General features: G+C 36.7%; 12 protein-coding genes. 3 read left to right on the top strand and 9 right to left on the bottom strand.

Annotation, left to right across the window (positions count from 1 at the left end):
* The first annotated feature begins 407 nt into the window (after positions 1-407).
* The 3 genes from IC221_RS09090 (at position 408) to IC221_RS09080 (ending at position 9,579) form a co-directional block, all read left to right on the top strand.
* Positions 408-5,261 carry a T9SS type A sorting domain-containing protein gene (locus IC221_RS09090; protein ID WP_188168668.1) on the top strand — a complete coding sequence of 1,618 codons (4,854 nt, stop codon included), beginning with the start codon at positions 408-410 and terminating at the stop codon, positions 5,259-5,261.
* 144 nt (positions 5,262-5,405) lie between these two features.
* On the top strand, positions 5,406-6,032 hold the full coding sequence (locus IC221_RS09085) for a GyrI-like domain-containing protein (protein WP_188168667.1): 627 nt from the start codon (positions 5,406-5,408) through the stop codon (positions 6,030-6,032).
* A 619-nt stretch (positions 6,033-6,651) separates the two neighbouring features.
* Positions 6,652-9,579 (top strand): T9SS type A sorting domain-containing protein, encoded by a 2,928-nt coding sequence (locus tag IC221_RS09080; protein WP_188168666.1) that lies wholly within the window; start codon positions 6,652-6,654, stop codon positions 9,577-9,579.
* Between the two features lie 78 nt (positions 9,580-9,657).
* On the opposite strand, the gene IC221_RS09075 is transcribed toward IC221_RS09080, so the two are convergent.
* From IC221_RS09075 to IC221_RS09035, 9 genes are all read right to left on the bottom strand, one after another.
* A complete protein-coding gene (locus tag IC221_RS09075) occupies positions 9,658-11,865 on the bottom strand; it encodes a glycoside hydrolase family 3 C-terminal domain-containing protein (RefSeq protein ID WP_188168665.1) in 2,208 nt (735 codons plus the stop codon).
* An 8-nt stretch (positions 11,866-11,873) separates the two neighbouring features.
* Positions 11,874-13,415: a sulfatase-like hydrolase/transferase gene (locus IC221_RS09070; RefSeq protein WP_223241337.1), complete on the bottom strand. Its 1,542-nt coding sequence runs from the start codon at positions 13,413-13,415 to the stop codon at positions 11,874-11,876.
* Entirely contained in the window at positions 13,405-14,856 is a 1,452-nt protein-coding gene (locus IC221_RS09065) for a glycoside hydrolase family 28 protein (protein ID WP_188168663.1), read from the bottom strand. Before IC221_RS09065 ends, IC221_RS09070 begins: the two co-directional genes overlap by 11 nt.
* Before the next feature lie 16 nt (positions 14,857-14,872).
* Entirely contained in the window at positions 14,873-17,401 is a 2,529-nt protein-coding gene (locus tag IC221_RS09060; RefSeq protein ID WP_188168662.1) for a glycoside hydrolase family 2 TIM barrel-domain containing protein, read from the bottom strand.
* A gap of 171 nt (positions 17,402-17,572) precedes the next feature.
* Positions 17,573-17,935, bottom strand: a complete 363-nt coding sequence (locus tag IC221_RS09055; RefSeq protein WP_188168661.1) for a hypothetical protein — start codon at positions 17,933-17,935, stop codon at positions 17,573-17,575.
* Positions 17,936-18,091: 156 nt separating this feature from the next.
* The gene (locus tag IC221_RS09050) at positions 18,092-18,247 is read right to left on the bottom strand and encodes a hypothetical protein (RefSeq protein WP_188168660.1); all 156 of its coding nucleotides are present in this window, start codon (positions 18,245-18,247) and stop codon (positions 18,092-18,094) included.
* 245 nt (positions 18,248-18,492) lie between these two features.
* Complete coding sequence (locus tag IC221_RS09045; RefSeq protein ID WP_188168659.1) at positions 18,493-18,861, bottom strand: hypothetical protein; 369 nt, start codon at positions 18,859-18,861, stop codon at positions 18,493-18,495.
* A gap of 12 nt (positions 18,862-18,873) precedes the next feature.
* Positions 18,874-20,532: a DUF4038 domain-containing protein gene (locus IC221_RS09040; protein WP_223241336.1), complete on the bottom strand. Its 1,659-nt coding sequence runs from the start codon at positions 20,530-20,532 to the stop codon at positions 18,874-18,876.
* Positions 20,533-20,539: 7 nt separating this feature from the next.
* A complete protein-coding gene (locus tag IC221_RS09035; RefSeq protein ID WP_188168658.1) occupies positions 20,540-22,378 on the bottom strand; it encodes an Ig-like domain-containing protein in 1,839 nt (612 codons plus the stop codon).
* Positions 22,379-22,387: the final 9 nt, after the last annotated feature.

The raw sequence follows: 22,387 nt of genomic DNA, 5'->3' as shown, positions 1-22,387 counted from the left end.
GTAGAAAGTCCACTAGCGCGAATGTTAAGCGATAGCGTCATTCGTATCCTACAGATCAGCAGAAATCTCCTGATTTCTAAATTATAGAGTACTTGCAGGAGGTAAAATAGATCCGATCACTTTAATAAAAACAGATAATAGGTAGATTGAATAGACTAAAACAACTCGTTTTTCACCAAAACAACATCAAAAATGAAACTCGAACTTATTGCTAACCCTCTAATAATGTATCAAGTAGAAACAGATTAAAAAATACCCCCGCTTTTGCCCTTTATTTTACACCCCATTTATTAGTGTAAGATATACATCTTTGAATTACGCTTCTGATCGATCATTTACACTCTTCGATCGTCGGACATCGGTCAGAACAGACAGAACACTTTTTAACCAATTAATATTAAGTACGTATGAAATACTTTTACAGTCTACTTACATTCATGTGTTGGAGTGTGTTGTTTCTATGCTTTCTTAACAGCGCACAAGCACAAACTTTTACGGGGAACGGAAGCGGAACCGCCGAAGACCCATTTCTCATTGAAACAAATGCTGACTTGATCAAATTAACAACCGCTTATGAATCATGGGATTTACACTATAAATTAACAGCTGATTTGGATATGGATGGGGAAACGTTTTACCCTATCGGTTACAAATTAGCGAACAATGTAGAGAAAACATTTAATGGCGTTTTTGATGGTAATTTCCATACAATCTCCAATCTTATAATCACGCCAAACCCTGAGCAAACTACTATTGGGTTAGGTTTTGTGGGAAGTGCACGCAATGCTACAGTCAAAAATTTAGGTTTAATCAATGTGAGTACGCCAGACAAATCCAAAGCGAGAGTCGGTGGAATCATTGGGTTAGCCGAAAATACAACCTATATTGACAGATGTTTTGTATTAGGTGGAACTATTAGAGGTAACGGACATGTGGCAGGCATTGTGGGCCAAATGAATGGTCATTCGGTAACCAACTGCATCTCTGATGTAACCTTGATTTCTAATAACTGGGGAATGGATGCAGGAATTGCAGGCAATATTCAATATCTATATTCCAATACTGCCATCAGTCAATGTATCAACCTTGGTGACCAGAAAGCACTAGTAGCTGATAGTAAGCTAAGTGTTGAACCAAATATTGATTATTCGGGTCTTTACGCTCGTACAACCTCCAATGGAGCCAATGAGAGTACAAAAGTAAGTGTGTTGTCTTCATTGGAAATGACAAATCAAACGAACTTTCCTAACCTTGATTTTTCAGATGATGGAGCTTGGGTTATGAGAGATAATTCTTATCCTATACTAAAAGGTTTTGCTCTTGAAGCTTTTGCATCAATCAAACAGTACCCTGGTATACCTCTAATTGTTACTTCAGATGGAACAACTCCTATTGAAGGAGCTACAATTACTATTGATGAAACTAATTATACTACTAATGCACAAGGTAAGGTCGATGATCTTTTAGAAGATGGAAGCTATGATTTTACAATCAATGCGGACGGCTACAAAGAATATACAGGTTCATTTTTGATTGATGATAATACAGAAATTAGCACAATTACATTAATTACAGAGGGTGTGACTACTTACTCTGCTACTTTCACTGTAAAAAATAATAAACAAGAAATTGTAGAAGGGGCATCTTTCAGATTGTACATTACAGACGGTTATGATCAAACTGAAATCACGGATAGCAATGGTCAAGTTACTTTTGAACTTCTACTAGGCGATACTTATCAGTACAGTATCAATAAGACATTACATATTGAGACGAATGACCAAATCCTGGTTGATCAGAATATTGATGAAGTGGTCACATTAAATATCGATAATAAAAAGCCGGTTGCCGTAGTGCAAGCTGGTAGAACCATTGAGTCAGGTGAAGTGGTCTTTTTGCATGGAGCCGCTTCTTATGATGAAAATAATGATCCGTTAACGTATAAATGGACGGCACCCGAAGGGATTCAATTGGCCAATGAAAACAATCCTATTACTACGTTTACTGTACCAAATGTGGATGTTGACACTCCAATGACTTTTACACTAGTAGTCAATGATGGAGAAAATGATTCTGATGCGGCTTCAGTGACATTTACTGCCAAAAACACAATCCTATATGGATTAAACCTTATAAAGAATGGTGGTTTTGAAGAAGCTTTAAATGTAGGTTGGGAAGGGCTCGATAATTTCACTCCATCAGAGGTAGTTCCTGCGGACTCTAAAGGTCTAAAAAGTTTGAAAATCGAGACTACAAGCCAAATTGATTTGGTTCAAACCAACCCTGAGAGCTTTATGGAGCTTGAAGTGGGACAATCTTATAAGTTTACAGGTAAGTTTAGAGTAGATCGCATGACTACCACTGTATATAATTTCAGATTAATGCCTTCAGATCAATGGAGAGATGCAGATAACACGAAATTTTCAATTACAAGAAATGATCTAAGCTGGGGTGATGCTCAACCTGTTTTAAATGAATGGGTAGCTTTTGAAAAGACTTTAGTCATTGATGAAACGTTTAAGACGGGGGCTTCAATTGGCGATAAAGTGATGGCTAGAGTGTACTTCCAAAGTCCTAACATTACAACCGATGAATTAATTTATTTTGATGATTTAAGCCTTGTAAAAGCTGATATTACAATGGATTTGAAGACCAATGAGGATCAAACCGTACTTCCTGGCACAAAGGTAGATCTAATGGCCATGCATAATTCATCCAATGTTTTCACATACACTTGGAAAGCTCCGGAAGGTATAACGCTAACTTCTACAGATCAAATGTCAACTTCGTTTACAGCACCAAATGACATTTCGGAAATCACTGACCTTGACTTTATGGTCACGGCCACAACAGGTAACCTAACTTTTAATTCAACTGTTAAAGTTACTGTTTTAGAAAGTATTAATGCAATGGCAGGTCAAGATCAAACTGTCACTGAAGGAGACCTTGTAACACTTGATGCCTCAGCTACTTCTCCTTCTTCGGCTATGATTAGCTGGAAGGCTCCAAAAGGAATTCAACTTTCGAGTTTAACGGATAAAATGCCAACGTTTACTGCGCCAAGTGTACAAGAAGTCACTTCATTTACATTTATGCTTACTGCAAAAATTGGAGAAAGAGAAGCCACTGATGAAGTAATGATCACAGTTGAGCCTGACTTAACTCCTATTGCAAATGCAGGAAGTCCTCAAAATGCTTTTAGCGGAAAGTTAGTGACATTGGATGCTTCACTTTCAGAAGCAAAAACAGACAACTCTTTAACTTATCATTGGGTTGCTCCAGAAGGAATCACGCTTTCTGATGTCAATGCAGTAATGCCAACATTTACGGCCCCTGAAGTCAATGAAGCAACGGACTATACTTTTAAACTAACTGTTGTAGATGGAGAAAATAGCTCCGAAGAAACGACAGTAACAGTAACGGTTTTAAAGGCAAAGCTTAAAGGAAAAGACCTGATTGTCAATGGTGGATTTGAGGATGAAATAACCGTAGGTTGGAAAGGTATTAGTCAATATACTCGCTCCGATGTGGTCAGTACTAAAAGTGAAGGCTTGAATAGTTTATTAATTGAAGAAGAAGACAGAATCGATGCCCTTCAAACGAATGATGACAGTTACTTTGATCTTGAAATTGGTAAAACATACACATTCAGTGGTAGATTTAGAGTAGACCGCATGAACGCCGCTGTTTTCAACATCAGAATAATGCCATTTGATGAGTGGCCTGCAGTTGATAATTATAAATTGGCTATCGGAAATACGGACATTACTTGGGGAGACTATCAAGCGGTTATTGGTGAGTGGGTTTACTTTGAAAAGGAGATTTTGATTGATGAAGAATATACGATCAATGATGTAAATAATGGTGATATCGTTGCGTCAAGAATCTATATCCAAAGTCCTACAGACGTTCAAACTACAGTCTATTTTGATGATTTTAGTTTAGTAGAAAGTAACTTTGAGTTTGTATTGAATGCCGGAAATGATGTCACAATTCAAGCCGGTGGATCAGTGGAACTTATAGCAAGTCAAAACTCAGCAGAGGAGTTTACTTACACATGGTCAGCACCAGAGGGTATCTCACTTTCAGCTACAGAAGGAATAACAACTACAGCGACCGCAACAGAAGCACTAACGGCTGTAAAAGAATATACGATTACTTTAACGGCTCAGAATGATAAAATAACAGCCACTGATGAAGTAAAAGTAACGGTCACTCCAGAAATTAAAGTGAATGCTGGTGAAAATCAAGAAGCAAAAATGGGAACGACTGTAACACTGGATGGATCTCAAACTACGCCTGCTGATGCTACATTGGTATGGACAGCTCCTGAAGGAATTACACTCTCTGATGTTAATTCGGCAATGCCTACGTTCACGGCGCCTAATGTATCTGAAGAAATGACGTATACGTTTACTTTAACAGCTCAATACTTAGGTAATGAAGCAACAAGTGAGGTTAATGTATTAGTATACCCAGAATTAGTTGCCGATGCTGGTACTTCTATCTCAACATTTGTTGGAGAAGTTGTTACGCTTGATGCTTCTGCTACTGTTCCTACCAATGCAGCATTAACATGGTCGGCTCCTGAGGGAATCGTACTCTCTGATGTAAATGCTACTATGCCAACATTTACGGCTCCAGAAGTCAGTGAAGAAACAACCTATACGTTTACATTATCTGCTGAATACAAAGACATGACAACAACAGACGAAGTAACGGTTACTATTAGTCCTAACGAACTTCCAGTGGCAAATGCAGGTGCGGATCAAGTAGTTGAAATTGGTGATGTAGTCACACTAGATGCATCAGCTTCAACGCCTGAAACAGTAACATTTGAATGGTTGGCACCAGAAGGAATAACTTTGTCAGATGCAACTGTTTCTAAACCTACATTTACTGCTCCTGATGTAAGTGTTGAGACGACTTTCACGTTCGTTGTAAAAGTATCGATCGGTGATGTTGTAGTATTAGATGAAGTCAAAATCACCGTTAATGCACCAGAGGAAATTCCTACATCAATTGAAGATACTAAAATTGTAACAAGCGTTTTCCCTAACCCTACAACGGACCAAGTTACGATTGAGTTAGTGGAAAATGCAGAAGTCATAATTCTTAATCTTCAAGGTGCATCTATTTTCAAAAAAGAATTTAGAGCAGGACAACAAACACTAGATGTTTCAGATTTTAAAACAGGTCTTTACATTATTCAAGTGAAAACGAGCAATGCTCATCAAAGTGTAAAGCTGATCAAAGAATAATATTGTTAACGTGATTTCTTGTAGACTTGAATCACACTTTAGTTAGATTGAATAAGCCGGAATTAGTTTAATTCCGGTTTTTTTATATTAATACAATCCAGAAAATTTGTAGTACATTTATCAATAAAACCTAAAGTGAATAGCATGAAACATGAATGGCGAAAAAAAGAAAAAGCGGTTTACCTTCCCAAAAACAAACCTGAAATCATTGAAGTTCCTACATACAACTATATTGTATTGAGTGGCAAAGGCAATCCAAATAGTGATCTTTTTGCTGAAAGTATTGGAGCTCTTTATAGTGTTGCTTATGGTATCAAAATGACGTTAAAAAAAAGTGATTCATTACCCTCTGATTATAACGATTGGACGGTTTATCCATTGGAAGGAGTATGGGATATTTCTGAGGAAGCGAAGGAAAACTACACTGGTGTACTCAATAAGGATGATTTAGTCTATGACATTATGATTAGACAACCTGAATTTATTAACCAAGACTTCTTTGATCAAATTCTTGAAATGACAAAAAAGAAAAAGCCTCATCCCCTATTAGATAAAGTTCGGTTTGAGAAAATCTCTGATGGACGATGCATCCAAATGCTACACATTGGAAGTTATGACAATGAACCTGAAAGCTTTGCCATAATGGAAACTTTTGCAAAAGATTCAAAGCTTATTCGAAAATCAAAGATACATCGAGAAATTTACCTTTCTGATTTTCGTAAAGTACCTGAAAATAAATTGAAAACCGTACTAAGATTTAGAGTCGAATAAAATTATAATTAGGTGATCCTATACAGTGAGAAGAATTGCACACCCTCATAAACTGCAATCAATAATTCGTTTGAAACCCCTAAAAGCCAATCCTTTAATGCAATAATATCTATACAATCCCATCCTTAAAAAATTTTTATCCCCTTTTACATCAATAATTTCAACCTCTTTTATAGAATTCGACGGTAATTTTAGATTGAATTATTACTAATTACACTGTAAACTAAGTTTTTCGAATAGTTATAATATTTAGAAATCAGGAGATTTCTGCTGATCTGTAGGACACGAATGACGCTCACGCTTAACATTCGCGCCAGTGGACTTTCTACCCAATTCGTTTGGCACTTCTTCCATCGGCCTTGAAGGGAAAAGCGTTAAGAATTTCATGTATTGAGCCTAAATGATTTTAAACTCGCTAAAGCTCAAACAGCAAAATCATTTAGGCTCAAGGAATGGAATTTAGCTTTTGACTTCTAAGCCTTGAATTTTTTGCTTCTTTTTGTTTCAAGACAAAAAGAAGAGAAAAGAAGCTTGAAAGTAGATCCTATAAAATCTTGTAGAAAGGTCGATTATAAGTTCACAAAAATTTGGTTTACAGTGTGCTAACAATCTATTTTTTATGAGTCGATTAATTACCATTAAGGACAAATGCATTATGTATTGCCTCTTCATTTCTATGTGGAGCGGTGCGTTTATTTCTCCATTACAAGCACAAACTACTGTCAACATCAATCCTAAAGTACAACGCTATATTGGAAATGTTTCGGAGTTGGAACGTAACAAATACTTCAACCTCCACTCTAATTCTGGTGATGCTGATGTAAAAAAATTCTTTGAGGATTACAATGCATTTCCAAGTAGAGGTTTTTGGGGTCCTTATTCTTATTCAAACAGTAAAGGAAATTCTGTTGGTACTTACCCTTCGGAAAAGACAGGAAATTCCAATGAAAGAAAAGTAACTCGATTTGTGGGTACTGAACACCCTAAAAGTGCATTCAAAGATGGTCTAGATCCTGTTAAAGCTGGAGAATGGGCCGTAGAGTACTACAAAAACTATGTCGATGATAATGGTCGACCTGAGTTTTTTGAACCTATGAATGAGCCTTTTGTACATGCGAAGGACTTTTATGAGGGAGGTTGGAATCTTGCAGAAGAAGATCGAATTAAAAAACAGATGGCTGAGCTATTTGCTTCTGTGGGAAAGAAAATTCACGCAGAGCCAAGTCTTGCAAAAATGAAAGTGATTGGTTATTCATCGGCATGGCCTTCTTGGGAACTTAGAGATTTTTCCAACTGGGATGAAAACATGAAAATGTTTATGGATATAGCAGGTGCTGACATGGATGCTTTTGCTACTCACCTTTATGATGGCGTGAATGTAACCGGACAAAACAACCTACGTTCAGGCAGTAATTCTGAAGCTATTCTTGATATTATTGAGACATACAGTTTTATCAAATGGGGGATCGTAAAACCTCATGCTATCACCGAATATGGTGGCATTACAAGAGGTTTTGAAGATCGATATACGGATCTAGAAAGTATTCAAACGGTAAGAAGTATCAATCATATGTTGTTTAATTTATTGGATCGAGAAAATGTAATTGAAATCTCCATCCCGTTCATTACAGATAAATCGACGTGGCATATGAATGCAGGGAATAATTATCAGCCTTATAGTGCTGCATTATTTATTCCTACAAATATTGGTGAAGCAAATGTGGAAGATTGGAGATATGCCCCGAAAATTCATTTTTATGAATTATGGAGAAATGTTCAAGGGAGAAGAATTCAGGTAGAAACGAATAACCCTGACGTTCAAGTTCATGGTTTTGTCAAAGATCAAAAGCTTTTTATGGCTTTCAATAATTTAGATGAAAACGAACAAACTGTACAATTAAACTTTGTAGAAAGTGCAGGCACATTGGTGAAAATGACTACGAAGGCTTTGAAAATATACGATGATAAAGACCCAGTAATGTCCATCGATGAAACAACTACTGCTCCAAGTTCATTAACATTAATTCCGGGAGAAACTGTTGTCATGGAATTCGAATACAATGAATCCATCAAGCAGACAAAAGCGTCAAAAGAAACCAAGTATTACTCTACTACTTATTTACAACCGATCAAAACCAATACAGCAATGACTTTTGGTTTTTCAGATGTGGTCATTAAAGAAGGTACTGCCACTCTTCTGATGGGAATTGGCAGGAAACATGATCGTTCAAAACAGCCTACGGTTAAAGTAAACGGTACTGAAATTTCTGTTCCCAATAATTGGAAAGGCTTAGATCAAGCGCATAGGGATGACTTTTTTGGTGTAATTGAAATACCTGTTGACATTGCATTATTAAAGGAAGAAAATACTGTAGAAGTAACCTTCCCTGATGCAGGAGGGTATCTAAGTTCTTTGATTTTGGAAGTGAAAAACAACGAAGAAAATACGCAAAAAGATGAAGCCATCCATATTCATAGTCCTAAGTCTGAAATCATTCAAGGTCAAGAAGTCAAAGTAAAATTGTCTTATAATGCGAATGTTTCAAGAGATATAGTTGCAGAATTTTGGACTTCTTCCAATTGGGTTGCCGAAGCAAGAGCGACGGTTCCAGCAGGAGAAAGTCAGAAAGAATTATTGATCACATTGCCCAATTTACCAGAATTGGGCGATGGCTATATTATCAAATCGAGCATCAGACCTGTAGGTAGTACTTGGCAAGAAAATATTGCCAGGTATCAGGTGGATAATATCAGCGTAGTGAAAGAATACAGCAAAACCATGATTGTGAATCTTACTGTTTTTGATGAAGAAAATAATGCGATCAACGATGCAATTGTGACGTTATCAAATAATGACGAAACTCTTCAAGAATCAGCATTGACGGACCAAAATGGTATGGCTAGTTTTGAAATCATCGAAAAGGGTGAGTACACTTATAGCGTTTCAAAAAAAAACTTTGAAGTTGCAACGGGAGTTCTTAACATCGATCAAAGTAACTTTGATAAAGAAATTATTCTTTCTGAAATAATTATACCCTTAGTTGCTCATGCTGGGGAAGATCAAACAGTAGAAGCGGGTTCAACAGTTACTTTAGACGGTTCTTCTTCATCACCTGATGGAATAAATTTTAGTTGGTCTACCACCTCTTCCATTGCCATTCAAAACAGCACATCATCCAAACCAACCTTTATCGCCCCCAATATTACTGAAAGCACTATTTACACTTTTGAATTAACCATTACTAGAGAAGAGGAAACGGCAACCGATCAAGTCAGCATCACGGTTACTCCTTCAATTCCTACTTCTATTGATACGTTAAAAGACAATATCAAAATATACCCTAACCCTGCTCAAGACCTTTTAAAAATTGACGTAAACAGTAGTTCTTTAATGACAATGTTCGATATTTTGGGGAATGAAATTTTCCAACAGACACTTTTAGCGGGAAAGAATATTTTGAATTTATCGTATGAGAGAGCAGGTCTTTATATTATTAATGTCCAATCAGATAATGGCACCAAAAGCTTTAAACTGATCAAAGAGTAATTATCCAATTGAGCATTAAAAAAGCTTCACCTAGGCAAAAGTGCCGAAGTGAAGCCTTAAAAAAATCTGTTGATTTAATTATTTACTTGATTTTTTACCAACTAATTTCACTGTTTTCACCAATGGTTTTGCAGCTCCCAATGCTTCACTTCTTTCAGAAGGAAGTGCATTCGAAATACTGATATCATATTCTCCTCTCACCCATTCTTTCTCACCTTTATCGTTGAACAGTTTGAAATTGTCTGATGATAATTCAAATGTATATTCTTTTGTTTCCCCTGCTTTTAAAGCAATTCTTTGGAAACCCTGAAGGATATATTGAGGTGTTAATTCTTCTTGGTTTTTAGGAGAAATATAAAGTTGTACTACATCTTCACTATCTACTTTTCCAGTATTACTTACCGTAAATGACAACTCTAAATTATCTTTCTGTTTTAAAGTAGAAGATGATAATTGAAGATTTTCAAAAGCAAAATCAGTATATGTTAAACCAAAACCAAATGGGAATAATGGCTCTTCTTTCATAAACTTATACGTTCTTCCTTTCATAGAGTAATCATCATAAGACGGCAATTGAGCGATACTTTTTGGGAAAGTGATTGGTAATTTTCCTGATGGAGAAACATCACCAAATAAGATATCAGCCACTGCATTTCCTCCTTGCTCACCTGGGTACCAAATATGTAAGATGGCATCACAATGCTCTTCAATACCTTCCAATGAAACCGGACTACCACTTGCTACTACCAACACCAAAGGTCCTTTTTTACTTTCAATGATTTCCTTCACATAGTTCAATTGATTTTCTGGTAGCTTCAAATCTTTTCTATCTCCAATATTTTCAGAAGCAATCGCATCTACTTCTTCCCCTTCCATATCAGCGGTGATACCTACTACACAAATCGTTACATCTGATTCAGCAGCAACTTTTGGTGCCCAGTTTTTTGGATTGATATTTTTTTGGAATGGTAAAGCACCACTTCTGTAGTTCAATGAAGTACCTAATGAAACTTTGTCTGCAATACCTTCCAAAATGGTCACCAAATTAGGACTGATACCGTAATAACTGCCCATCAACATATCTGCTGAGTTAGCGAAAGGACCTGTTACATATGGAACTTTAATATCTTTTGGAAGTGGTAATACGTTGTTCTTATTTTTCAATAAAACAATAGATTTTTGAGCTGCTTTTCTCGCTAACTCCACGTGTTCAGGGGAATGGATATTTTCTTTCGCAACGTTATAATAAGGATGAGCATTGTCCTTGTTAAACATTCCCAGTCTGAATCTTGTTTTGAAAAGTTGTACTGCACGTTGATGAATTGTTTCTTCAGTGATCAAGCCTTGTTCTACCGCTTTCGCTAATTTTAGATAAGTACGACCGCAATTCAAATTCACCCCTTCATTTAATCCTGTTGCTGCTGCTTTTGGAGCACTATCCACATATTTCATTTTGTAGAACATGCCATTGATCGCACCACAATCTGAAGTCACATAGCCATCAAATCCCCAATCCTTTCTCAATACATCATCCAATAGGAAAGTACTCGCACATGAAGGAACACCAAATACGGCATTGTAAGCCCCCATTACACCTTCAACTTTTCCTTCCACAACCAATGTCTCAAAAGCAGGTAGATACGTCTCATACAAGTCTTTTTGTGTTGGTCGAGCATCAAAAGTATGTCTTTGACTTTCTGGTCCCGAATGTACTGCAAAGTGTTTTGCACAAGCCGCTGTTTTTAAAATTTTATCATCATCGCCTTGCAACCCTTTTACAAAAGACAAACCTATTCTTGAGGTTAAATAAGGATCTTCACCGTACGTTTCTTGTCCTCTTCCCCAACGTGGATCTCTGAAAATGTTCACATTGGGTGTCCAGAACGTCAAACCAGCATACTTGCTCGTATTTCCCATTGCTTGGGAGATTTTAAACTTCGCTCTAGCTTCCGTTGAAATGGCATCTGCTACTTCAAAAACTAAAGTTGTATCGAAAGTGGCTGCCATTCCAATACCTTGAGGGAAAATGGTGGCCTTACCATTTCTTGCAATACCGTGCAAGGCTTCATTCCACCAGTCATAAGCGGGAACATCCAACCGTGGAATGGCTGGAGCACTACTGATTAATTGATTGATTTTCTCCTCCAATGTCATCTGACTAACGAGGATTTCCGCTCTCTCTTCAATTGGTAGTAATTCATCAAAATAAGAGAAATTGACCTCTTGTGCCTGAGCGATATTTGCCCAGCAAAACAGTAATAATAATGCTAACCTATTTAATTTCATTTCATTCATTATTTAACAATTAACGCCGAGTGATAGTAGTCCCAAAAGTCAAAACCATACTCTACTTTTTCCTTATAATCTTCTTCTTTTTCAGCAACCTTCATCATCTCCGATTGCATCTGTTTTATTCTTTCTTGATATTCTGGGAAAAAAGATAAATCTTGTGTTTCCCATGGATCGTTCTTTACATGAAACAATTGCGTGACTCTTGATCCTCTTACAGCATGCCCATCTTTTTTGGAGAAATCAGGAGCTCGAACGTATTCGATCAATTTATAACCGTCTTTTCTATACGCCCTTTGGAACTGACGGTAAGCATGATATGTATAGTCTCTGATTTGCTCTTTCTGATTATTGATAACAGGAAGTAAACTTTTTCCTTTTACAGAAGCAGGAATTTTCACTTTAGCAAGATCACAAATCGTAGGATAGATATCATGTGTGTAACATAAAGCTGATTTTCTTTGCGGTTGCTTCATCGCTCCGCCACCAATAATCAACGGAATATGAAGGCCGTCTTCATCGTATACATTTTGTTTTCCCATCAGGCCATGATTTCCTACTGCCAAACCACTATCTCCGGCTAAAACAACGATCGTATTTTCATATTGACCACTCGCTTTGAGTGAAGCAATCACTTTTCCGATTTGTTCATCCAAGTGAGTAATAATAGCGTAGTAATCTGAAAGCTCTTTTTGAGAAACTTCCTTCGTTCTTGGCCAAGCGGCTAAGGCTTCGTCTCTTAAATACATATGCCCATTATCAAAAGGATGTTGAGGCATATAAGATGGAGGGAGCTCAATTTTATCTTCAGGGTATTTCTTTTTAAATCGCTTAGGGGCCTGTCGTGGATCATGAGGAGCATGAAATGCCAAATACATAAAGAAGGGATTTTCTTCTTTGTAATTTTCAATAAAATCAATGGCATCTTCAGCAAATATTTCTGATGTATGAGGACCATTTTCTTCTGTTCCAAAAGGTCCTTTTTCACGTTTCTCCGCTGTAAACGATTCCTTTACTCTATTTTGCTTTTTATCATATGAAATAAGGTAAGCATCACTTTTGGGGTACTTCCCTTGATCATTCCATTGCCAAAGCGGCATTCTATAATGATCGACCAAATAAGCACCCAATCCCATCACTTGCCCTCCAGAATCAAAAGCTCTAGAAACGGATGCTTTATCTTGATGCCACTTCCCAACAATATGAGAATGATAGCCTGCATTATGAAAAGCTTCCGCAATAGTGGTATGCTCTTTAGGAATTTGATGTCCAGCTCCTTTCAAATGAAAAAGCGGTCGACCAGATAACAACATGGCTCGGCTCGGGATACAAGTTGCTCCTGCAAAAGAACCCATTAGATAAGCATTATCGAAAACGACTCCTTCCTCTGATAACTTATCCATATGAGGCGTTTCTACCGCCTGTCCACCTAAAGCATGAATACCACTGTAACGGTGGTCATCCGTGTAAATCAAAACCACATTAGGTTGTTGTGCCCATGCCTTTGGGACAAAAATGAGCAGTAGTAGTAAGAGTTTATAGTTCATTTTCATCATCTGAGTTTGCAAAATTGATCACTACTTTTTCGTTGTTTAACTTTAAGTTTTTAGATGTATTTGAAATTACATTATCAAACAAAATTGGATACCTCTGATCATCACCACTTTGATGAATATGAAGGTTTTTGATAGTGATATTTTTGATATTTCTAGCATACATTCCATAAGCTGGTAAAACACCGAAGGGGATATACTCAGGATACTTTTTTTCTAGTGTCGGTACTTCGTTGTTTTTATCTGATTTCTTTCCTTCACTCTCTATCTTAATTTCGATTTTCTCCATTCTGAAATCTTCGATCCTATGTTGGTCAGTACCTGTCATCAAAATACAGCTTGGTGAAGCTACTCTTGTCTTATTTGCAGGTAACACCTCTGCATAAATATTCTTCAATAGGATGTTTTTCATGCTTCCTACTTCTTCTTGAGGGGCATTTCTATAAGTTCTTAAACGCTCACCCAATCGAACAAAAATAGGCATGTCCACCCCGTACATTTTGATGTTTTCAATGACAATATTTTCAATATTTGCCCCATCGACACTTAAGATTTTGATACCGCCACCCAAGGTTTCTTTTATTGTACAATCATGAATATGAATGTCTTTGAAATCACCCATTGACTCGGTTCCAAATTTAATAGCTCCCCAATCACTTTTGAGAGTACAATTTTCAACTTCTACATTTTGAGTAGGTAATGGACTTGTTGCTTTAACACAAACCGCATCATCACCGGCATCAATATTAGAATCCTTAATAAAAATACCGGTACTCGAATCAATGTCAATTCCATCATTATTTCGATGAGCATGACTATAGATTTTGATTCCATCTACCACTGCATTTTTACATTGAAAAAAATGAAGCGTCCATGCAGAAGACTGTCGTAAAGTAATTTGATTGATGCTGATATCTTCACACCCTACTAATCGAACCAAGAATGGGCGGTCTGCTATCAATGGTTTTCTTTTCTCTTTTGGAATACCTAATTGCTCCAAAGTAGCATTTGCATTTTCATACAAAAACATTTTACCCTGACCATTAATTACTCCCTTACCATAGATTGCTATTCCTTTTGCATTTTCAGCACCAATCAAACACTTCCCTCTTGGCTGTCCAGTGGCATCCACAAAAGGAGCAATGCTTTTATAATCCAAGGGGTTTTTACTCCCTATGATTTTTGCTCCTTCCGTGACCCAAAGTTTTACATTATCTTTTAGAAAAATTGTCCCTATTTTGAATACTCCATCTCCAACTTTAACAGTTCCTCCCCCTTCTTTTGCACAAGCGTCAATCGCTTGTTGAAATGAAGTCGTATTGAGAGTAGTTCTATCTCCTACAGCACCATAATCCGTGACATTTACGACAGAATTTTGGCCCCAGAGAGAGGTAGTTAGTAAATAAGCGATCAAAAAGAGGACATTTAGTTTCATACTTTTATTTAATTTATTATTTAGATGATTTTAGCGTAATTGTTTGTTGAGGATACCCTTCCACCTTTGCTGTTAATTTGATATCACCAGCCTTTTTAGTGGTCTGAATGATAGTCAAGGCTCTACCTTTTGAAGTCATAAGTTGATTGGATTGGAAATCTTGAATATTGGTCCAGGCTCCATTATCTACCCCTAAAAGTTTTACATTGCCTTCTACTTCAAAAGTGACTTTTACATCTTCCGTTTTGACAGGATTCCCCTCTTTATCTTCCAACTGTAAAACAATATGAGAGACATCATAGGCATCAGCTTTTAACTGTTTTTTATCTGCTGTAATTGAAAACTGAGAAGGCTTTCCTGCTGATTTAAGTTTTGTGATTGTTTCTTCTTTCCCAAATTTTGCTCTTGCAACCAATTCTCCTTCTTCATAAGGAACAACCCAACGCATGATTCTACCCGGACTGTCGGACATACTTCTGTAGCCTAATGACTTGCCATTCAGCAACAACTCAACAGTGGAATAATTAGAAGTCACTTCCACCAATACCTTTTCTCCTTTTTTATAATTCCAATGCCAGTTACTATTTCTCCACTTGTATGATTTATTTGCTTTCGCTACAGGAAGACCTGACATAGGATGTGCTTTAAAACCTGACTCCTTCAGTGGCAAAGTACCAATAGAAATGTGAGGTTCATCTTTCCAAATACTCTTAAAGTAATTCCAGCCCGTCACTTTGAAACCTGCCAAATCAAGCATATCTCCCCAAGCACTTTTTTCTGGCCAACGTTCATTTCTTTCACCGATATAATCAATTCCTGTCCACATGAAAATACTGAACACACCAGGATATTCTAACACTTGTTTCCAATCATCCCATGTACCAGGGCACTCATTGGTCGTCACTTGTGTATTTGGGAAATACTTCTTCGCCCAAGGAAAAATCACATTTCTATAGCTGTAACCCGGAATATCTACTGCATCTCCATATCCACTGACATGACTGACTTGAGGAATAATCAAATTAGCAGTTGTAGGACGAGTATCATCCATCTCTTTCACCCAATCGTTTAGTTTTTTAGCTGTTTCAGCAAGAATGTAATCTCCTTTTTCCCAATTGTCATAACGTTCTTTTAACTCCTTAGGAGTGAACATTGGAGTTTTACCAAAGAAACCTTTACTCTTCCCTGGATTCTTAGGATCTGTATAGAAACCCGTGATAAATCTATAATGCAGGTACGTCCATTCGATCTCGTTGCCAATACTCCATTGGAATACAGAGGGATGGTTTCTATCTCTTAACATGGTACGTTGCAAATCACTCTGAGCCCACTTTTGAAAATGTTCATCATAACCTCTTGTCGAATAATCCGAATGTTGATCATGAAAATTCTGACGTTTATCCTTAGGGTAATCAAATTCATCAAATAACTCATGTTGTACCAAGAAACCCATGCGATCACAAAGCTCTAAGAACTCTTTTGAAAACGGATTATGAGACGTACGGATTGCATTGACACCACCCTCTTTTAATAGTTTTAACCTACGTTCCCACACGCCCAATGGCACCGCTGTACCTACTAGCCCAGCATCATGATGTAAACACACACCTTTCACTAAAGTATTTTTCCCATTTAAATAAAAGCCTTCATTTACTTTAAACTCAATAGAACGAATACCAAACGGAGTGTTATATTCATCCACGACTTTTCCATTGACTTTCAATTGCGTCAAAGCATTGTAAAGAATAGGTGTATCAGGTGACCACAACTTTGGTGATTTTACTGTAAAATCTTGTGTGATTTGATTTTTTAGGTTCGCTTTTAAAATTTGATTTGATGTTACTTTTGTAATTTCTTTTCCAAAAGCATCCACAATACTTGTTGTAATTTCTACGTCTTGCTCTGTAGTATGATTGTTTTCTAACTTGATCTGAAGCTGTACCTTTGATTCCTCTTTAGAAACTTCTGGGGTGGTGATAAATGTGCCCCAAATTGGAATATGCAATTTATCCATCGTTACTAATTTGACATTTCTATAAATGCCACTTCCTGTATACCATCTACTGTCTGCAAAACGAGAATGATCTACATGAACTGTGATGATATTTTCTTTATCATCTTCATGAAGATAAGACGAAAGGTCATAATAAACGGGTGAATACCCATAAGGATTGACACCTAACTTTTTACCATTGATCCAAAAAGTGGCATTGTTATACACTCCATCAAAAAGGATAAATACATTTTTAGTTTTTAGATCTACTGGCGTTTTAAAATGCTTTTGATACACACCAACGCCACCGGGTAAGTACCCCACACATCCTTCTAAAGTTGAGTCAAAAGAAGCTTCAACACTCCAATCGTGAGGGAGTCTTATGTCTCTCCAATCTTGATCTGATAAAGGAACTTGCGTGGGGGGCAAAGTATCTTCCACCAACGTAAATTTCCAATCAAAATTGAAGTCTATTTCTCTTTGTAAGTCTGCTTTACCTTGAGAACAGGATACTAAAAAAATCCCCAAGAGTAATATAATAATTCCTTTCATCTCTAAATCTGTTTGCTAGGTTTGTTGTACTCACAAAGAAACAATGAGGATATAACTTACTCCGCTAAAAAACAACAATAAAGAAAGAAAGGAGTTTTTACCCCCTTTTAAATGATATTTTTGTGACTGTTGGGATGGGGGTATGAATAACTAGTTTTATAGAAATCAATGCTACCCATTTTTATATTTCTTAAAGGCTTTTTCAACCCTATAGTATTCTTTCCAATGAATACCCAAATATTTTCTGAATTTCTGTGTAATTTCTGTTTGAACGGCTTGAACTTGTTTTTTCACTTCCTCTTCTGATAGTTTGCCTGCTTTTTTCTGTTTGAATATATGTGATCTTTTCGCAACAAAATCCAGTCGGTACTCATAGATTGTGTCTTCTTGTTCTTCTGAAAGGTTCCATTCTTTTTGTACAAATGATGCATAATTTTCTGCATCCATTTTTGCCCAAACACCCAGTGAAGATGTTTGTGCGGAAGAGGTAAAGTATAAGAATAATAAAACTGATATTGAGATTAACTTTTTCATAATTTAGTTGATTTATTGATTTCAATGAGAGTATTATTTAGAATGCTTAAGTGGAAATAGTGTTTTGATGAGCGTTAGCTACTACACAAATCAAAGGGGAAAGAATATTGATTATTACTATCTGCGAATTACTTTAAAACTCTACAATATTTCTTTTTATCCTATAAGTGTGTAGTAAGCCACGCCTCTCAAAATACTTGGGTAAAGTTTTTGATGAGTTTGAGATTCGTAAACTAAGTTTTTGAAAATGCCTGATACTAACGTAAGTAAACTACCTATTACAAAGTACTTCCAAGCTTCTTTCTTCTTCATTTTTGTCTTGAAACAAAAACGAAGCAAAAAATTCAAGGCTTTGAACGCAAAAGCTAAATTCCATTTCTTTCGCCTAAATGATTTTAAACTCGCTGCGCTCAAACAGTAAAATCATTTTTGACGGCTCAATACATGAAATTCTTAACGCTTTTTCCTTCAAGGCCGAGGGAGATACTGTAAAACTTCAATAGTACTTTTTGAAATAGGAAAACCTAGTTTACAATTCTTCACTCTTCAAAAGCTTGTTATTTACCTTTTCTGCTTTCGTCAAAAGCTTTATTTACTCTGTAGTATTCTTTCCACTTAATGTCTAAGTACTTTGTAAACTTTTGAGAAATATCTTTTTGAATAGCTTGTACTTGAGTTTTCACTTCCTCTTGAGTGAGTTTACCCGCCTTCTTTTGTTGGTACACATGAGAACGTCTAGCAATAAAATCTAAACGATAACTATAAATCACCTCTTGTTGCTCTTCTGTTAAGTTCCACTCTTTAGTTGCAAATGCTACGTATTGTTCTGCATTTTTCTTCGCCCAATTTCCAGGAGCGGGTACGTCTTGAGCAAATGACACAAGTGACATCAATACTATTACCGATAATGCAATAATCTTTTTCATAATTTACACTGTTTAGTTAACTGAATTTGTTTTTAAATTTGAAATAATAAGGATTACATCTGCCTCTCCTTTCCATGGTCTTTCATACCAAAAATCGAAAGGTTCAGTATTGTAATCTTCTTGTTGTGAAAATTCACCTGTTAGGGTGTTAAACCATTGTTGTTTAGCTTCAGAATAATCGAAGTTTTTCTTTAATACTTTATGCACCCCTATCCACTGATTTTCTTTGGGCGTGTACATCATCACCACACCATCTTTTTTGTTGGTGAGATTAAAGCCGCTAGAATTGTGATGTGAGAGAGATACAAAGTTTTCAAAATTATATTGATCAAAAAGCGTTCTCATATGCTTGAAGTACTCAAAATGAGGCTTTTTGAAATTTGCAGGTTGTTCGAATGGATTATGAATGACTACATTCCATGAAGCACCCTGCCAATAATATGTGGTATAACCTCCTGCAAAGAGGCATTGGTAGTTTCTTCTTAAACACGCCTCAGCATTAATATAGGCACCGGGAAATACTCGAAAAGGACTTTCTTCATAACCGCCATGCTCGATATTGAAAATAGGTTTCTCCTTAAATTCCTTTTGGGCTTGAAGCATATTTTGATAGAGTGTATGTTGCCAATTTTGCATCGAAATAAAATCTACTTTAGAACTATTTCTCTTACAAAAACCAAAATCGTGTACAGAAATCAAGCGATGATAAGCATCAAGGTCTCTAGCTCTATCAATTCTCTCATTAATATATTCTTCTGTCGCTCTACCGTACAGCAAAGCTTCTTTTGACACATCCCAAACTATATTGGGAAATGCTTGATATCTTTTAATCACATAATCATAATACAAGTTATCAGCCTCTGAATTCATATCAGGCCAATTGACCAATTTATTCCACACATAAATCATTAAATGGGAGACAATTTCCTTGTCATGCATTTCTGAAATGACTTTATCAAAGTGTTGGAAAAACTGAAGATTCAATGTGCTAAAATCAGGAGAAGCATTAGAACCTAAAAAAGGATAGATATCTTCCCTTCCACCATACTCAAATTGAGGATACTGAGATAGTTTTGGGTCTTTTTTCCACTTTACATCATAAGAATATACATTCATGACCACCTGATTAAACTTGTACTCTTCTAGTACATTCAACAGGTGTTTTGTCTTTGGTAATTGTTCTTGTCCATAGTCCAATGCAAATAACCAATCACATTCAAAGGCCATATTGAAGTAGTGTTTACCATCTTCATAAAAGAAGTGCTGAGGATTATCCTGATGAACTACAATGCCACCATGACGATTCTCTTTCTCGTTTTTAGTTACAGTGATTTGTCCATTTTTACCGTCTAACTCTTTCACCTCTGAAGTCAGAATATACTTTTTCACCCCTTCCGTACTGCCCGAATAACGGAAGATCCACTCATTGTTCCCATTATAAAATAAAGGGATTTTTTGAGTTGCCTCTCCTTCTCCTTGCACTAAAGCAAAAATGTTTTTCTCAAGAGGTTGATTCACCTTCTTTTTACTTTTAAAAACAATGTCATTCACTACCCACTGAGGAGTAGTGATATGTTGTTTTTCTTTTTTCGTTTTCCAAATTGTTATTTGACCGTAACTTAATGGTATAAACACCATTAAGCCAATCAACGTTAAAATGTAATTTTTCATAATTAAATTACTCTATCAGTAGTTTAAAAACGGCACTGCCTGAAGCTACTTGTATGCGAATAAAATAGAAGCCTGCCGATAGCTCAGAAATATCGTTCTGCACTCTAGAAACAAAAGCTCCTTCTTTAACTTGTTTTCCATTAATATCCACAATTTGAAAAGTGCCTGGAACATTATCATTTGTTCGGATACTAACTACACCACTTGCAGGATTTGGATAGATCGATGTTTCTGCCTGAACAGGATTGAATGTACTCAATACCGGAGGTGTATCAGGGTCTAGATCTGGCGTTTCAGTAGCCTTTATGATTTGTATAGGCTGAAGTCCCACACTTTTCTTAATTCCATTTGAAGTGGTCATTTGTACGAAAAGATAATAGAACTCATTCGATTCAATTTCAGCGACAGGTTTGATATTTTCTAATGAAATTTCTGTTTCAACCACACCCTCTACAGTCCCAATAGGATCTTCTAAATCCACTGCAACATCTTCCAATACTTTCCAACCTCCATCACTTTTGATATATCTTAATTTCAATTTAATAGACTCTCCTACTGTATTACCTGTCCCTGCATGGTATTCAAATTTAACCGGCATTTTACCTCCTGCTTCGTGTTGTGCATTCAAAATTTCATCATTCGTTGCAGAGAACTTAATAAAGCTTTCCACATATTCGCCCACTGTAATCATTACTTCAGTTGAAATTGAAGCATTTTCTACTGACTTGACCACTAAAGATGTTTCTCCTTCTGTTACGCCAGTGATCACGCCATTCTCATCAATAGTGGCTATTGAAGGGTCTTTAATTTCCCATTCTACTTCTGGATTATCTGCTCCAAAAGGCAAAACATTTACAGCTACAGCAACTGATTTAGTAGCCGAAACTACAATTGGATCAGGGTTGACCTCAATACTTTCCACACCAATTGCATACCATTCTTCAATGGTCAATGTAATGTTAGTGCTTAGGCCTGTTGCTGCAGTTGCCGTTATCGTTGCTGATGTTCCTACATCACCAACAGCCGTAATTTTTCCATTTTCAACCGTCAAAATACTATTGTCTGAAGAAGTCCAAAATACTTCCCTTTTTGTATTTACAGGCTGAAGTGCATAGTCAAATTGCAAAGATGCTCCCTTTCTGATCGTAGTAACATCAGACGGTAATATATCAATTGCTGTTGGGTCGACAAAAGGTCGGTGAGTTTCAGGAAACTGCTGTGCTAAATCCTGATTACCAATTGCTTTTGGAGGATTGTCCATGTAAAACATGATGTAATCAATACTCGCTCCTGCCGAACGGCCTGACATCACAAGGGTGTATTCTTCCCCCTCTTTCATACCATAAGTGGCATGAGCATGATTGCCGCCTATTTCAAGGCTATGGCAAGTACCCCAAACTCTTACGCCTCTACCCCAAAACTTATGGTCTTTTTCCAATTCGGACTTGGGTTTTGTTGTCGCACTTGTATAATCACCTTCTAGACGAACAAACATATCGTTTTTCTGATCGCCTTTTTCATCCTCTGTTAAAGGTTGATATAAACGCATCACCATTCTGTAGTCACCTGTTTTTGGACAAGTGAATTTATAAGTCAATGGTGATTCCTTTGAAGCCCAAGCTCCCCTAAATTCAATGTAGGTTTGATTGAGTGCTTCTATTCCATCCCCTTTATAATAAAGAGGATCTCCAGGTGTTCTGAGTTTCCACTTCCCAAGTGGAGACTCCGTGTCTTCGGCTTCCCAGACCATATAGTCTTCGCCATAGACGATGTTCTTCTGGCTAAAACCAAAAGTCGAGATACATAGTAATAGTAATGTTAGGATCGAAATTTTTGTTGTTTTCATTATTAGAGT

Source organism: Flammeovirga sp. EKP202 (assembly GCF_014534745.1).
GTDB lineage: Bacteria > Bacteroidota > Bacteroidia > Cytophagales > Flammeovirgaceae > Flammeovirga.
This window is presented reverse-complemented; position numbering and strand designations above follow the sequence as displayed.

Coding starts and splice junctions, on each gene's coding strand:
- IC221_RS09090 (WP_188168668.1), top strand. CDS start 408: ATGAAATACTTTTACAGTCTACTTACATTCATGTGTTGGAGTGTGTTG.
- IC221_RS09085 (WP_188168667.1), top strand. CDS start 5,406: ATGAAACATGAATGGCGAAAAAAAGAAAAAGCGGTTTACCTTCCCAAA.
- IC221_RS09080 (WP_188168666.1), top strand. CDS start 6,652: ATGAGTCGATTAATTACCATTAAGGACAAATGCATTATGTATTGCCTC.
- IC221_RS09075 (WP_188168665.1), bottom strand. CDS start 11,865: ATGAAATTAAATAGGTTAGCATTATTATTACTGTTTTGCTGGGCAAAT.
- IC221_RS09070 (WP_223241337.1), bottom strand. CDS start 13,415: ATGAACTATAAACTCTTACTACTACTGCTCATTTTTGTCCCAAAGGCA.
- IC221_RS09065 (WP_188168663.1), bottom strand. CDS start 14,856: ATGAAACTAAATGTCCTCTTTTTGATCGCTTATTTACTAACTACCTCT.
- IC221_RS09060 (WP_188168662.1), bottom strand. CDS start 17,401: ATGAAAGGAATTATTATATTACTCTTGGGGATTTTTTTAGTATCCTGT.
- IC221_RS09055 (WP_188168661.1), bottom strand. CDS start 17,935: ATGAAAAAGTTAATCTCAATATCAGTTTTATTATTCTTATACTTTACC.
- IC221_RS09050 (WP_188168660.1), bottom strand. CDS start 18,247: ATGAAGAAGAAAGAAGCTTGGAAGTACTTTGTAATAGGTAGTTTACTT.
- IC221_RS09045 (WP_188168659.1), bottom strand. CDS start 18,861: ATGAAAAAGATTATTGCATTATCGGTAATAGTATTGATGTCACTTGTG.
- IC221_RS09040 (WP_223241336.1), bottom strand. CDS start 20,532: ATGAAAAATTACATTTTAACGTTGATTGGCTTAATGGTGTTTATACCA.
- IC221_RS09035 (WP_188168658.1), bottom strand. CDS start 22,378: ATGAAAACAACAAAAATTTCGATCCTAACATTACTATTACTATGTATC.